Here is a 15,199-nt window from a genome sequence, read left to right as displayed (position 1 = left end):
CTTTTACCAATAATTAAATAAATGCGGTCATAATTTCCGAAATTCACAAACAAAACGCTTTTTATTCGGTCGAAATTTCCGCATTTCAATTATTTATGATTTTGAACAGAGCGAAATGGCAGAAAATACCGTTTTAATCATTCGATTATCAACAATGAAATGAAACCTTTTCTTCGCTTTCAAAAAATAAGTATATTTGTTGAACTCACTATTATCGATATTTTAAAATAACATGCATCATTTTCATCAACTAAAAGCAACTAAAGTATCCAAGGAAACCAACGATTGCATTCATATTGCCTTTGAAATTCCCGAGGACTTAAAACACGAATTTTCGTTCAAGCAAGGCCAATATCTAAATGTGCGGTTTATTTTTGGGGAAGAAGATTTGCGCAGAAGCTATTCGATTATCAATGCGCCAAGTGAAGAAAATGCTACGCTTGAAATTCTGGTTAAACACTTGGATCAAGGAAAAGTGTCAACTTATCTTAATCAAAAATTAAAACCAGGTGATTTGGTTGAAGTAATGGCGCCCTCTGGACATTTCCATACCCATTATCACGCTTCCAACCAAAAAACGTATGTGGGCTTGGCTGCGGGAAGTGGCATTTCTCCCGTTTTATCGAATATCAAAGAAGCACTTTATCAAGAACCTTTAAGCTCGGCTTATTTATTTTTCAGCAATAAGAGCTTCACCGATATTATTTTCAAAAAGGAAATCGATCATTTGGTTGAGAAATTTGAAGGAAGACTTAAAGTTATTTTCCTTTTATCCAGAGAAAAACATTTTGAAGACGAGCTTTTTGAAGGAAGAATTTCAGCAGAAAAACTAGACCTCCTTTTCCAACGATTTACGGATATTCCTGTGCAGGAATCAACGTATTTTATTTGTGGCCCCTCAGAAATGATTAAGGGAATTTCTGAGTATTTGAAAAAAGAAAAAAAAGTTCCTTCGCTTCAAATCATGTACGAATATTACGCTGCGCCTGATGAAGAAGGTAATGCGGAAATGAGCGATGAATTCAAAGCGATCCCTAATTTAGAAAGCATGGTTACTTTAATTATTGATGATGATGAATATTCATTTCACCTTAATTCGAAAAAGAAAAGCATTTTGGATCAAGCATTGGATGAAAAACTTCCGGTTCCTTTTGCCTGCAAAGGTGGCGTTTGCTGCACGTGTAAAGCACAGGTGATGGAAGGAGAAGTGTTTATGGAAAAGAACTTCGCATTGACCGAGGACGAGGTGGCGCGAGGTTTTGTGTTGACTTGTCAATGTCACCCAACGACCAATGTGGTGATGTTGAATTACGATGTATAATCGATGAAATATTAAAAAAAACAGAAAATGGCAACTTATAAATTTACGTCACTCATCGAAATTGACAAAGAATTTAAAATCGACGGATTAAATATCTGGAATTATTACTGGCACTGCTCCGAACGTAAACTCGAAGTCAGAGGTCCATTTGAAGGAAATATCTATTTCTTTAATGAATATGAAATTCGAACTCCCGAAAAAACAATAGTTTTTGTGGCAGGCGAATTTTCTACAGGTCAAATTGGAATTTATTTGAGAGAAGAAAATGCCATGGCGGCAACTCCTCTAAAATAGCTCATATCACGAGCAATAAATCAATCAACATGAATCAAGAAAAATTTTTAGAATACGTACAAGCAGAAAATAAAGTAGAACCAAAAGATGTAATGCCCGATGATTACAGAAAACTGTTGGTTCGCCAGATTTCACAACACGCCCACTCCGAAATTGTGGGGATGTTGCCAGAAGCCAACTGGATTTCGCGAGCACCAACTTTAAGGCGAAAAATGGCACTTTTAGCCAAAATTCAAGATGAAGCAGGTCATGGATTATATTTGTACGCCGCAACCGAAACTTTGAACAACGGTGAAAACGGTGCAGATCGAGATTCCACCTATAATGATATGCTTTCTGGAAAAGCAAAATATTCCAGTATTTTCAATTATCCTGCACTTTCTTGGGCAGATATTGGTGCGATTGGTTGGCTGGTTGATGGTGCTGCAATTATGAATCAAGTAATGTTGATGGGAAATTCTTACGGACCCTATTCCCGCGCGATGGTCAGAATTTGCAAAGAAGAATCTTTTCACCAAAGGCAAGGTTATGAAATTCTGATGACACTTTGCCGTGGAACAAAAGAACAAAAAGATCTAGCACAAGAAGCGTTGAACCGTTTTTGGTGGCCTGCTTTGATGATGTTTGGACCGAATGATGCTGATTCTCCGAACTCTCAAAAATCGATGAACTATCGCGTAAAAAGAGAAAGCAATGATGATTTGCGACAGCGTTTTGTAGATGTTACCGTTTCTCAAGCAGAGTTTTTAGGTTTAAAAATTCCCGATGAAAATTTGAAATGGAATGAAGAAACGCAACATTACGATTTCGGAGAATTACCATGGGATGAATTTATGGAAGTTTTGAAAGGAAATGGACCGTGTAATAAAAAACGATTGGAAACGAAAAGAAAAGCACAGAAAGATCATTCTTGGGTAAAAGATGCGGCGATGGCTTTTGCGGGGAAAGAGAAAGAATTTGAATTGAAATAATTCTTTAGTGAGAAGTTCATTACACATATTTTTTATTTTATTCGCTTTGATTTGTAATGCGCAAAAAGGAGCAGATTTTTGTGCGAAAATTCCAGAAAAAATTCAAAATGAAAAAGAAATAAGAATTTATAAAATTTATTCAATTCTAAATGGTGGTGAAATTTTTAGAATTTATTTCCAAAATAAAAAGTGGAATGCTGAATTAATAAGTTGGAACTTTCCTTCAGAGTATGGTGCTCATGAATTCAAAATAATTGAACCAAGAATTACTAAATTAAAAGCAGATGAAACTGATTTCATGAATTTTCAAATCAGAAATATCCAATATTTACCAGATGAAAAGTCCTTTCAATATAAAAAGGAAAAAAGCGAAATTATTTTTGATGAGGATATAAAGGAAAATGCCATTTTAACTGCGAAAATTATGGTAATGGATGGAACTGTTTATGATGTAAAATACAAAAATGGAAACTTCATAAATAACTTCATGTATTCTAATCCTAAATCCTATTTAGAAAAATTTCCAGAAATTGATGAACTGAAAAGTTTTGTTGAAATCTTAAATTACATAGAAACCCAATTTAAAATAAAATTCTAAAGAATGATTTGGACAGGACGTTTCGATGGTGATGAACCACTCTATCATAGAATTTTTCAAAGAGTTTCTTTGGAGGAAAATTATGACAACATTTCAACGAACGATTTCGTGTTACATGGTTTTGGGGTTGATGAAGGCGTGAAAAGAAACAAAGGAAGAATCGGTGCGAAAGATGCTCCAGATCTTATTCGGAAAAATATTTCTAATTTTCCGGTGATCAATCCTCAATTTAAATTAAAAGATTTTGGAAATGTTTCTTGTGAAGATGGAAATCTGGAAAAATCTCAAAACGAACTCGCTGAAAAAGTTCAAAAAACTTTAGAAAAAGGCGGAAAATCAATCGTTTTCGGAGGCGGTCACGAAGTAATGTTCGGTCATTATTCTGGAATTAAAAACACATTTCCGACTAAAAAAATCGGTATTATTAATATTGATGCGCATTTCGATAATCGAGAAATCGACCCGGAAATTGGCGCAAGTTCTGGAACAGGATTTTGGCAAATTACGCAGGAAGGCGATATTCATTCTTTGCATATCGGAATTCAAAGAAATTCAAATACGCTTAAACTTTTTGATACTGCACATCAATACGGAATGAAATATATTTTAGCTGAGGAAATATTCTTTGAAAACCTTCCGACTATTTATACGAAAATCGATGCATTTATAGAAGAAGCAGATCTAATTTACCTCACGATTTGCATGGATGTTTTCAATGTTTCGATTGCTCCAGGAGTTTCTGCCTTGGCTTATAATGGGATTTTTGCAGATGCTGCTTTTATGCATGTCTTAAAAAAACTGATGAACTCGGAGAAGCTTCTCGCAATGGATGTTGCTGAAGTAAATCCCGCATACGACCCGAATGAAATTACCGCCAGACTAGCTGCTTCTTTGATTAATGAATGGTTGATGCTCAAAAATTAATTAGCATCAGGATCATTTCATAAAGATTAATCCGCATTTAACATGAAAAACAAATCAAAATACTTTGTATTCTTCTACAATTTTCACAGTGAAAAAATTACATATCTAAAGTAGTAACTGCCTTTCTACCACAAAACAATCACTCAAAAAAGCCGGCATTGTGTGATAATAACATTACATTAGCCGCATTAAAAATAATGTGAGGGAAATTCAAGCATCATTAAACACCAATTCACCAATTATTTAAATTTTGGTAAAAAAAGTTCAAATGTTAAAGAATTTTATATCTTTGCAGCAACTAACAATTAACTAAAATAATTTACTATGTCAGACATTGCATCAAGAGTAAAAGCCATTATCGCTGATAAACTCGACGTTGAAGAAACAGAAGTAACTCCAGAAGCTAGCTTCACTAACGATTTAGGAGCTGATTCTTTGGATACTGTAGAATTAATCATGGAATTCGAAAAAGAATTTAATATTCAGATTCCTGATGATCAAGCAGAAAAAATTACTACGGTAGGACACGCTATTGCTTACATTGAAGAAGTAGTGAACAAATAATATTCTATCAACAAAGAAAAAATTTATGGAATTAAAAAGAGTAGTTGTAACTGGTTTCGGCGCGATTACACCTGTTGGGAAAAACGCCAAAGATTTCTGGGAAAGCCTTGTGAAAGGTGAGAGCGGAGCCGCTCCTATTACTCTTTTTGATGCCACAAATTTCAAAACCAAATTTGCCTGCGAAGTTAAAAATTTCGATCCTTTGGAACATTTCGATAAGAAAGAAGCCAAAAAAATGGATAGAAATACCCAGCTAGGTGTAGTTGCAGCAAGAGAAGCCGTAACACACTCTGGAATTATGGAGGCCAACGTAGACAAAAACCGTGTCGGCGTAATTTGGGGTTCCGGAATTGGCGGTTTAGAAACTTTTGAAAAAGAAGTTTTGGGTTGGGCAAATACAGAAATTCCCCGATTTAATCCCTTCTTTATTCCAAAGATGATTGCCGATATTACTGGGGGACAAATTTCAATAGAATATGGATTTCATGGTCCCAACTACACTACGGTCTCAGCCTGTGCTTCTTCTGCAAATGCAATTATCGACGCAAAAATGCTCATCCAATTAGGAAAAGCAGATGTGATCGTATGCGGCGGATCGGAGGCAGCAGTAACTGCAAGTGGCGTAGGTGGATTTAATGCAATGATGGCACTTTCAACCAGAAATGATGATCCCACAACAGCATCAAGACCTTTTGATAAAGACCGAGATGGTTTTGTCTTAGGCGAAGGAGCAGGAACCATTATTTTGGAAGAATATGAACATGCAGTAAAAAGAGGCGCTACAATTTATGCTGAACTAAAAGGCGGTGGAATGAGTGCTGATGCCTATCACATGACGGCACCCCACCCTGAAGGTTTGGGCGCTTATCTTGTCATGAAAAACTGTTTAGAAGATGCAGGACTTTCTGCCAATGATGTAGACCACATCAATATGCATGGCACCTCTACTCCATTGGGAGATATTGCAGAATCGAACGCAATTTCTAAGCTATTAGGAGAGCACGCTTTCGACATTCAGATCAACTCAACCAAATCGATGACAGGCCATTTATTGGGTGCAGCCGGAGTTATTGAAGCAATAGCTGCAATACACACGATTATTCATAATATCGTTCCTCCTACCATCAATCATTTTACAGATGATGAAAGAATTGACAGCAGATTAAATTTCACCTTTAATCATGCCGTAAAAAAAGAAGTGAAGGTTGCGATGAGTAATACTTTCGGGTTCGGCGGTCACAACGCTTGTGTACTCTTTACCAAATTTTAAGCCTCTACATTCTATGGAGTTAAAGAAATACATTTCTAAATTCCTAGCCAAAAGAAAAAAAAATCTATCGGAGAAAGACTATTATTTAAGCAATGAAATAACCAAAATTACCGGTTGTTCAGTTTTAGATATTAATCTTTACCGCGAAGCATTTTCTTTAAAAACATCAAATAAAAAGACGCAAACCAAAAACTATGAACGACTAGAGTTTTTAGGTGATTCGGTATTGGGAACCATTATTTCGTGCCATCTTTTTGAAATTTATCCGGGAGCTAATGAAGGATACCTCACCCAAATGAAGTCGAAAATCGTCAATAGAAAAAATCTTAATAAATTAGGTACAGAACTTACATTGACTCGTTTTCTACAGAATGAATCGAAGACTGCGCTCAGTGAAAATCTTACCGGAAATCTTTTTGAAGCACTTGTTGGCGCAATTTATTTGGATCAAGGATATGACATCTGTAGAAAAATTATCTTAGAAAGATTATTAACGCCCTCAGAAATTAATAAACTTGAACATAAAATCGTAAGTTATAAAGGTCTTTTGCTAGAATGGAGCCAAAAGAAAAAAGTAGTCATTAAATACGAGACTTTAGAAGAAACACAGCCAAATAAACATTTGGTTTTTAGAACCTATGTATGGCTTGATGACGAAAAAATTTCTAATGCTACCGAAACATCAAAGAAAAAAGCCGAGGAAAAAGCTGCGCAAAGGGCTTTTTATATGTTAAACAAAAAACAAAGTATTCTTGAAAACCCAAAAGTTCACCCTCGAGATTGATGAAGATGATACCATTACTTTAGGATTGGTTCGTCTGGTTAAAGAAGTTGCAGACTACGAACTCTTTTACCATATCAATGAATTGAACGATTTCAAGTTTAAGAGAATTTCAGATTTAATTTTCCAAGGGGTTTATTTTGACTACCATTTCGCCCGATTTGAAGCTTTTCATCACGACTCCAAAATTTGTATTCACATCATTGCCAACCGATCCCATCACAGCATTCAAAAAAAGAAAATAACGGAACTGTTTAATACAGAAGAAGATACGAAGTATTTACTCGGAAATTCACCCGATGTTGATTACCTTATTAAAACATCAGAACCATTTGGCGATTTTTCAGTAATTTTGCTCCCTGAAAATCTAATGTTTCAAATACAGGATTTTCCTTTAAGCCCGAACGAGGAGCTTTATCAATTAATTCAATATTATGAATAAATATTTAAAAAAGACAAAAATAATCGCAACCCTTGGACCTGCATCTTCTGACAAAGAAACCATGATGCAACTGGTACAAGCTGGAGTTGATGTTTTCAGAATAAATTTTTCGCATGCAGATTACGATATCGTACGAAAAAATGTAGAGACGATTAGGGAAATAAACCAAGAATTGGGGCAATCTGTAGGAATCTTAGGAGATTTACAAGGTCCGAAACTTCGGGTAGGCGTGGTGAAAGAAGGATCTTATTTGAATCCGGGAGACATCCTCACCTTTACTAATGAAAAAATAGAAGGAGATTCTACCAAGGTGTATATGACCTACCAGAAATTCCCGCAAGATGTAAAAGTTGGCGAAAGAATTTTGATCGATGATGGAAAATTAGTCTTAGAAGTTACCGAAACCAATAACATTGATACCGTAAAAGCGAAAACCATTCAAGGTGGACCGTTAAGTTCCAAGAAGGGAGTGAATCTTCCCAATACGAATGTGTCATTACCGGCTTTAACAGAGAAGGATATCGAGGATGCCAATTTTATTTTAGATCTGGAGTTGGATTGGATTGCACTATCATTCGTACGCCATGCACAGGATATTATTGATTTGAAAGAAATCATTAAAAACCATCCGACCAACAAGCAGAAAACACCAATCATTGCAAAAATTGAAAAACCAGAAGGAGTCAAAAATATTGACGAAATCCTGATGGAATGTGATGGGTTAATGGTTGCACGTGGCGATTTGGGGGTCGAAGTTCCTATGGAAGAAGTTCCTGCCATCCAAAAAAACCTGGTAGAAAAAGCCCGTAAATATTCAAAACCCGTAATTATTGCCACCCAAATGATGGAAACAATGATTACCAGCTTAACACCCACCAGAGCCGAAGTAAACGACGTTGCCAACTCTGTGCTCGATGGTGCCGATGCGGTGATGCTTTCTGGGGAAACTTCAGTGGGGCGCTACCCGGTAGACGTGGTAAAAAACATGTCTAAGATCATTAAAAATATAGAACAATCCCATTTTTACAGAACAAAAAACTCGCCCATCGAGCATGATTTCGACTGTATCGATGAGCGTTTTATTACCAAAAGAATTTGCCTGGCAGCGGTAAGAATTGCCAAAACGACCAATGTAGAAGGAATTATTACTTTAACCTATTCAGGGTATACGGCCTTTCAAATTGCTGCCCACCGACCAAATTCTAATATCATCGTGTTCAGCTCGAACAAGCGCGTAATCACGATGTTGAATTTATTATGGGGCGTTCGGGCGTTTTATTACGATATGCAAAAATCTACCGACGAAACGATTATACAAGTGAACATGTTGGCGCATACCCACGGGTACGTGCAGCAAGGCGATTTTGTACTGAACCTCAACGCTACCCCAGCGTACGAAGATGGCAAAACGAATACTTTACGATTGACGACGATTTAGTGAATCATCAAGCGATGCACTTGCCCTATACTACTGCCGGAGTTTTTCTTCGGCAGTTTTTTTTGGGAGAATAATGACCCTGCTTTATAGATGAATCATTTGCCATTAATCCAAAAAAAAATGGGTGAATTGACGGTAAAATATGAGCAAATAACTTACTACTTTTGTCTTAATAACCATAAAAAAAATAAAAAGTTATGCCAATTAACAACCTCAACAACAGCCATCTGACCGAAGCTCAGATTACGCAAATTCATGATTCACTTACAGATTTAGAAAATGCGCTTGCAATGCTTACCGTAACTTTAACGCCCGAAGAGCGCCAATCCTATGGGAGCGTCAACGAGCAAAATAAACTGTTCGTAAACAAAGTGCGGGATTACCGTAAAACCAGCCCCGGTCTCTCCGTTCCCGATCTTGATTGGGAAGAGTTTGAAAAAGATTACCAAAGCCGCGAGCTGATGGAAAGTATTCAGAATCGTTTGGGCGCACTGCAAGAACGCATCAAGAATACCAAAATCTTGCACGATTACGACAATTACCAAAGCGCACTGGATGATTATGCGTATACCAATTACAAAGCAGGTTCGCAATCACCCGGTTACGAAACGAAACGGGCAGAGCTGAAACAATTCTTTGCGCGCAGCGGGAAAACGAGCGGTGGAAACCCAACCGAACCCAACCCATGAAAGGGTTTTTCTAAAAAAAAAGCAGTCTGCGGTTTCGCAGGCTGCTTTTTTTAGGAACGGGGAGCATGGATTTCTGTTGATGAGCCGAAGCATTAGGTTGCGAACCCGAAATTTCCGGTCTCAAACCCCATCATTGAGGTTGCAGACCGGAAAATTTAGGTTGGTAAGGGTAATGGTTGAGGTGGCAGACCTCATCTATGAGGTCTAAGACCAGAAATTATAGGTTTGCAAATAGGTTTGGGCGGTTTGCTGCAAATAATTATCTTTGGGCTATGGCAAATTCACTGAATAACAACTTGCGAAAAGATAAAAAAATCTCGATATTTTAAACAAATGAGTAAAAAAGAAAAAGATCTAGATCTATTCATCAGTAAGCTACTAGACATTGCAAAAATAAAATATAGTGCGGATGGAAGCAGCATAAAAGAAATTAATGATGCTTTGAAAACAGCTTCTAAAAAAGGAACTGGTAATGTGGGATTTCCTGAATTTGTAGGAATTTCCAAAGATTTTATTATCGTCGTAGAAGATAAAGCAGATCTTGATAAACAAGCAAACTATGCAGATGATGAAGAAACTAAATTAGCAGGTGACCTGAAATCTTTGAAAGATTATGCTGAAAATGGAGCATTGCATTATGGTAAACATATCGTGAACAATACAAATTTCAAAAAGATATTTGCCTTTGGTTGTTCTGGAAATGTAAAACACCATACGATACGTCCTATTTTTATAGATGAAAACGGATACACGCTTCTAAAACCCGTAGAAAATTTTGAAAACTTCTCGGAAATGAATATAGAAAAATATTACCGTGAGCAAGTGCTTGGCGAAACCCCGCCAGAAATTTTGGAAAAAGATGAATTGATTACAAAAGCAAAAGAACTGCATGAATATTTAAGAAATTATGGGCAATTAGGTGACGATGAAAAACCACTGGTAGTTTCTGCAATACTTTTAGCTTTAAGCGACCCTAATTTTAAGACTGTAGATTTAACAGGTGATAATGTAAGAACAGACGGACAAAAAATATTTACTGCCATTGAAGATTACATGAAGCGTGTGGAAGTTACGCCAGATACAAAAAAAGAAAAAGTTCTCAACCAATTTATTATTATTAAAGACAGAACTCTTCTTAATCAAATTGATGATCGACTCAAAAACACCAACCAAACCAGTGAATTAGCAAAAACACCCCTTAAATTTTTTACTGAATTTATTGAGAAAAATATTCTTGCTTCTGTAAAAGCAAATACAAATGAAGATCTGCTAGGTTTATTTTATGGTGAGTTTATACGCTTCAGCGGAGGAGACGGCCAAACGCTTGGTGTGGTTTTAACCCCAAGTCATATAACAGATCTTTTTTGCGATCTAGTAGATATACAAGCAAAAGATAGGGTTTTTGATCCCTGTTGTGGCACCTCTGCTTTTCTAATTTCTGCCCTGCACAAAATGTTACAGTTGGTGAAATCAGAAGATGACCAACATGAAATAAAGAAAAACCAATTGCACGGTATTGAAATAAGAGAAGATATGTTTTCCATTGCTACAACCAATATGATTTTGCGTGGTGATGGTAAAAGCAATCTTGAAAATAAAGATTTTTTAAAAGTTTCTATTGAAGATTTACGAAGTAAAAATTATTCTATAGGTTTTATGAATCCTCCTTATTCACAAGCAAAAGGAAAAGACATGGCTCACTTGTCTGAAATTCATTTTATAGAGCATTTATTAGATGGTTTGGCAGATAACGGGCGTTGTGCTGTGATAATTCCACAGTCAACAATGGTAGGTAAAACCTCTGAAGATAAGAAAGTGAAAAAACGCATTCTTACCAAGCATACTTTGGAAGGTGTAATCACATTAAACAAAGAAACTTTTTACGGGGTGGGCACCAATCCATGTATTGCAATTTTCACCGCACACAAACCACATTCTAAAAAGAAATTCTGCAAATTCATCAATTATGATGATGATGGCTATGTGGTGCGTAAACACGTAGGTTTGGTAGAAACCGAAAGAGCCAAAGAAAGAAAAGCGCATTTGCTCAACTGCTGGCTACACGACGCACCTGCTGAAAGTAAATTTATGGTAAAAACCACCATAGAACCCGAAGACGAATGGTTGCACTCTTTCTACTATTTCAATGACGAAATACCGAAAGCAGAAGATTTTGAAAACACCATAGCAGATTATCTAACATTTGAGTTTAATATGATAATGCAAGGCAAAAGTTACTTATTTGAAAATGCTGAATAATATGAACTTAAAAATGTCGGATAGAGAGTGGAAACAGTTTAAACTCGCTACGATTTTCAAAATTGAAAATTGTAAATGTTCAAAGGTTTCAGGACTTAAAAAAGGCACAACTCCTTACGTTGGTGCAACCAATCGTAATAATGGAGTAATGAACTTTGTTAAAGCAGACAAAAAATTAGTTACCAAAGGTAATTGCATTGCATTTATTTGCGATGGGGAAGGTTCAGTTGGTTATTCAATTTATAAGTCCGAAGATTTTATTGGTTCAACAACAGTGAAAGTCGGTAGAAATGAAAACCTTAACAAGTACAATGCAACATTTATCACAACAATTGCAGACACTGTTAGGAGTAAATATAATTTTGGTTTTAAACGAAATGAAACGCATTTAAAAAACGAAATCTTAATGCTTCCAGCAAAAATGATAAAGGCGCACCCGATTTTGAGTTTATGGCAGCCTTTATGCAGCAGAAAGAGCAAGAAAAACTTGAGCAGTACAATAATTATATAAGCAAGAGAATTACAGAGTTAAAGGACTTTATAACTGTTGTGCCACTTGAAGAAAAGGAATGGGGAGAGTTTGAAATAAAAAAGCTCTTTAAAGTTAAGGCAGGCAAGCGTCTGACAAAAGCTAGTATGAAAAAAGGAAATAAACCATTTATTGGTGCTACTGATTCTAATAATGGAATTACTGGATTTGTTTCCAATACAAATAATTCTGAAGATTCAAATGTTCTGGGTGTAAATTACAACGGCAGTGTAGTTGAGAATTTTTATCACCCTTACAGAGCTATTTTTTCAGATGATGTAAAACGTTTAAGTTTCAAAGAAATTGAAGGCAATAAGCACTTATTTCTATTTGTGAAAACCCAAATTATAAAACAGAAGGCTAAATACCAATATGGTTACAAATTCAATGGAATACGAATGAATAGACAAAAAATAATGCTTCCAATAAACGACCAAAATGGACCTGATTATGAGTATATGGAACACTATATGAAGCAGTTGGAATATAAAAAACTAAATGAGTATTTAGCCATAAAAGACAATAGAATGAAGGGCGGGAAGTAAAAGAATCACTTGCAGAAACCCTTCTTGTGGGGTATGGCAAGCAAGGAAAAATCCGTTCAGAAGGCTCTGAACGGATTTTATAATTAGTTTGGGATTGCTTCGCTATGCTCGCAATGACGCGGCAAACCTCGCAGTGACGAATAAATTACATCATTCCCGGCATTCCGCCGCCCATTGGCATGGCTGGTTCTGCGCTCTTTATTTCTGTAATTACACATTCTGTGGTGAGTAACATTCCTGCAACTGAGGCGGCGTTTTCCAGGGCAACACGAACTACTTTTGTAGGATCGATAATGCCGGCTTCGTACATCTGAACGTATTCGTCGTTTTTTGCATTGAATCCGAAATCGCCTTTTCCTGCGGCAACTTTCGCTACCACAACAGAACCTTCTCCACCTGCGTTTGCAACGATTTGTCGCAATGGTTCTTCGATGGCTCTTTTTACGATTTTAATTCCGGTATTTTGATCGGCGTTTTCGCCTTTCAAACTGTCTAAAACTGGGATACTTCTTACCAAAGCAACGCCACCTCCTGGAACAATTCCTTCTTCTACCGCTGCTCTTGTCGCGTGAAGTGCATCATCAACCCGGTCTTTTTTCTCTTTCATTTCTACTTCAGAAACTGCTCCTACATAAAGTACTGCAACGCCACCGGCTAATTTCGCCAATCTTTCTTGCAATTTTTCTTTGTCGTAATCGGAAGTCGTGGTTTCCATTTGCGCTTTGATTTGGCTAACTCTACCTTTGATCAAAGATTCTTCGCCACCACCATTTACGATGGTTGTATTGTCTTTATCGATTACTACTTTTTCCGCAGTTCCCAACATTTCCATCGTTGCGTTCTCCATGGTGAAACCTCTCTCTTCGGAGATTACCGTTCCGCCCGTTAAGATTGCGATATCTTCTAACATTGCTTTTCTTCTGTCTCCAAATCCTGGAGCTTTCACTGCAGCGATTTTTAATGAACCTCTTAATTTATTCACTACTAAAGTTGCTAAAGCTTCTCCTTCAACTTCTTCGCAAATAATCAATAAAGATTTTCCTGCTTGTGCAACTGGTTCCAAAACGGGAAGCAAATCTTTCATCGAAGAGATTTTTTTCTCTACCAAAAGGATATATGGATTTTCTAATTCCGTGGTCATTTTTTCAGGATTGGTCACAAAATATGGAGATTGATATCCTCTGTCGAATTGCATTCCTTCTACAACATCTACGGTTGTATCAGTTCCTTTTGCTTCTTCCACCGTAATTACTCCTTCTTTCCCAACTTTCCCGAAAGCTTCGGCGATTAATGTTCCGATGGTTTCATCATTATTTGCAGAGATTGAGGCAACTTGTTTGATTTTTTCAGAAGAATCTCCTACTTGTTGCGATTGAGATTTTAAGTTGGAGACCACTTCTGCCACTGCTTTATCGATTCCTCTTTTTAAATCCATTGGATTTGCTCCGGCTGCAACATTTTTCAAACCTTCGCGAACGATTGCTTGGGCAAGAACTGTTGCCGTAGTTGTTCCGTCTCCTGCAATGTCACTGGTTCTAGAAGCAACTTCTTTTACCATTTGTGCACCCATATTTTCTACCCGGTCTTCGAGTTCGATTTCTTTTGCAACAGAAACTCCGTCTTTGGTTACGTGTGGAGCACCGAAAGATTTTTCGATGACCACATTTCTTCCTTTTGGACCTAATGTTACTTTTACTGCATTTGCTAATGCATCAACGCCTCTTTTTAAAGCGTCTCTTGATTCTATATCGAATTTAATTTCTTTTGCCATAATGTTTTGCTTTTGGCGAATTGCTTTTAGCTTTTGGCTTTAGTAATTCGCAATTTTTATTTTATATTTTTAATTTATTCGTAGCTTATTCCACAAAGAAACTAGCTTCTTTTTTTAGTAGTATTAATTCCTCTAAAAGATTATTAAAATCAATTTCGTTGATGTATCCTAAATCTTTTGCTAAAATTAATTGGTTTTCAGCTTCATTCGAAGAGCCTAAAGCAATATTGATAAAATTAGCAAACTCTTTATCTGAATTTCTACCGCTTCCCTCTGATATATTATATCCAATTGAGGCGAAAGATCTTCTGATTTGGGAAGTTAATCCGAATAATTCCTCTTTAGGAAAATTTTTCGTTGATCTATATATTTTTAAAGTTATTTGATGACTCAGTTGCCAAACTTCAAATTTTTTAAAATCTCTCATCGCTAATATTTACTATAAAGCCAAAAGCCAGAAGCTAAAAGCTATTAGCCAATAATTCCTAAAATATCACCTTCTTTTACGATAAGGTAATCTTTACCATCTAGCTTTAATTCGGATCCTGCATATTTTCCGTAAAGGACTTTATCTCCTACTTTTACGGTAGTTGGTTCATCTACTTTTCCGGGTCCAACTGCAATGACCATTCCTTCTTGTGGTTTTTCTTTTGCAGTGTCGGGAATGATAATTCCTGAGGCGGTTTTGGTTTCAGCAGCAGTTGGTTCAATTAGAACGCGGTCTGCTAATGGTTTAAAATTTACTGACATATTATTTATTTTAAATTATTAATGTGATGTTCTCAGTTTCACTAAAACGATGC

General features: G+C 36.5%; 17 protein-coding genes. 14 read left to right on the top strand and 3 right to left on the bottom strand.

The genetic code is table 11. The annotated features are described in order from the left end of the window. Positions 1-232: 232 nt before the first annotated feature. From QWY78_RS00255 to QWY78_RS00190, 14 genes are all read left to right on the top strand, one after another. The gene (locus tag QWY78_RS00255; RefSeq protein ID WP_290215670.1) at positions 233-1,321 is read left to right on the top strand and encodes an FAD-binding oxidoreductase; all 1,089 of its coding nucleotides are present in this window, start codon (positions 233-235) and stop codon (positions 1,319-1,321) included. 27 nt (positions 1,322-1,348) lie between these two features. Beyond that, positions 1,349-1,615 (top strand): hypothetical protein, encoded by a 267-nt coding sequence (locus QWY78_RS00250; protein WP_290215669.1) that lies wholly within the window; start codon positions 1,349-1,351, stop codon positions 1,613-1,615. A 29-nt stretch (positions 1,616-1,644) separates the two neighbouring features. Further along, positions 1,645-2,586: a 1,2-phenylacetyl-CoA epoxidase subunit PaaA gene (paaA, locus tag QWY78_RS00245; protein WP_353960516.1), complete on the top strand. Its 942-nt coding sequence runs from the start codon at positions 1,645-1,647 to the stop codon at positions 2,584-2,586. Positions 2,587-2,593: 7 nt separating this feature from the next. After that, the gene (locus QWY78_RS00240; protein ID WP_290215668.1) at positions 2,594-3,184 is read left to right on the top strand and encodes a hypothetical protein; all 591 of its coding nucleotides are present in this window, start codon (positions 2,594-2,596) and stop codon (positions 3,182-3,184) included. A 3-nt stretch (positions 3,185-3,187) separates the two neighbouring features. Next, positions 3,188-4,108, top strand: a complete 921-nt coding sequence (gene hutG / locus QWY78_RS00235; RefSeq protein WP_290215667.1) for a formimidoylglutamase — start codon at positions 3,188-3,190, stop codon at positions 4,106-4,108. 324 nt (positions 4,109-4,432) lie between these two features. Further along, positions 4,433-4,672 carry an acyl carrier protein gene (locus QWY78_RS00230; protein ID WP_002976354.1) on the top strand — a complete coding sequence of 80 codons (240 nt, stop codon included), beginning with the start codon at positions 4,433-4,435 and terminating at the stop codon, positions 4,670-4,672. Between the two features lie 25 nt (positions 4,673-4,697). Continuing rightward, positions 4,698-5,942 carry a beta-ketoacyl-ACP synthase II gene (gene fabF / locus QWY78_RS00225; RefSeq protein ID WP_290215666.1) on the top strand — a complete coding sequence of 415 codons (1,245 nt, stop codon included), beginning with the start codon at positions 4,698-4,700 and terminating at the stop codon, positions 5,940-5,942. 13 nt (positions 5,943-5,955) lie between these two features. Then, entirely contained in the window at positions 5,956-6,726 is a 771-nt protein-coding gene (rnc, locus tag QWY78_RS00220; RefSeq protein ID WP_290215665.1) for a ribonuclease III, read from the top strand. Continuing rightward, positions 6,695-7,165, top strand: coding sequence for an IPExxxVDY family protein (locus QWY78_RS00215; RefSeq protein WP_290215664.1), 471 nt, complete (start codon positions 6,695-6,697; stop codon positions 7,163-7,165). Before rnc ends, QWY78_RS00215 begins: the two co-directional genes overlap by 32 nt. Further along, positions 7,158-8,603 carry a pyruvate kinase gene (pyk, locus tag QWY78_RS00210; RefSeq protein ID WP_290215663.1) on the top strand — a complete coding sequence of 482 codons (1,446 nt, stop codon included), beginning with the start codon at positions 7,158-7,160 and terminating at the stop codon, positions 8,601-8,603. The genes QWY78_RS00215 and pyk overlap by 8 nt, the downstream gene beginning before the upstream one ends. Before the next feature lie 197 nt (positions 8,604-8,800). Beyond that, the gene (locus QWY78_RS00205) at positions 8,801-9,292 is read left to right on the top strand and encodes a hypothetical protein (RefSeq protein ID WP_290215662.1); all 492 of its coding nucleotides are present in this window, start codon (positions 8,801-8,803) and stop codon (positions 9,290-9,292) included. Positions 9,293-9,625: 333 nt separating this feature from the next. Continuing rightward, positions 9,626-11,551 (top strand): HsdM family class I SAM-dependent methyltransferase, encoded by a 1,926-nt coding sequence (locus tag QWY78_RS00200; protein WP_290215661.1) that lies wholly within the window; start codon positions 9,626-9,628, stop codon positions 11,549-11,551. Position 11,552: 1 nt separating this feature from the next. Next, complete coding sequence (locus QWY78_RS00195) at positions 11,553-12,062, top strand: restriction endonuclease subunit S (RefSeq protein WP_290215660.1); 510 nt, start codon at positions 11,553-11,555, stop codon at positions 12,060-12,062. Then, a complete protein-coding gene (locus QWY78_RS00190; protein WP_290215659.1) occupies positions 12,002-12,625 on the top strand; it encodes a restriction endonuclease subunit S in 624 nt (207 codons plus the stop codon). Before QWY78_RS00195 ends, QWY78_RS00190 begins: the two co-directional genes overlap by 61 nt. Before the next feature lie 145 nt (positions 12,626-12,770). Here QWY78_RS00190 and groL read toward each other — a convergent pair whose 3' ends face one another. The 3 genes from groL to QWY78_RS00175 all read right to left on the bottom strand — a co-directional run bounded on the left by groL (position 12,771) and on the right by QWY78_RS00175 (position 15,146). Next, positions 12,771-14,396 (bottom strand): chaperonin GroEL, encoded by a 1,626-nt coding sequence (groL, locus tag QWY78_RS00185; RefSeq protein WP_290215658.1) that lies wholly within the window; start codon positions 14,394-14,396, stop codon positions 12,771-12,773. A gap of 85 nt (positions 14,397-14,481) precedes the next feature. Further along, on the bottom strand, positions 14,482-14,823 hold the full coding sequence (locus QWY78_RS00180; RefSeq protein WP_290215657.1) for a four helix bundle protein: 342 nt from the start codon (positions 14,821-14,823) through the stop codon (positions 14,482-14,484). Between the two features lie 44 nt (positions 14,824-14,867). Next, positions 14,868-15,146, bottom strand: coding sequence for a co-chaperone GroES (locus QWY78_RS00175; RefSeq protein WP_290215656.1), 279 nt, complete (start codon positions 15,144-15,146; stop codon positions 14,868-14,870). Between the last annotated feature and the right edge of the window lie 53 nt (positions 15,147-15,199).

It is taken from the genome of Kaistella yonginensis (assembly GCF_030409525.1).
GTDB classification, from domain to species: domain Bacteria; phylum Bacteroidota; class Bacteroidia; order Flavobacteriales; family Weeksellaceae; genus Kaistella; species Kaistella yonginensis.
Note: the sequence above shows the minus strand (reverse complement) of the source record. Positions and strands in the feature narration are given on the sequence as shown.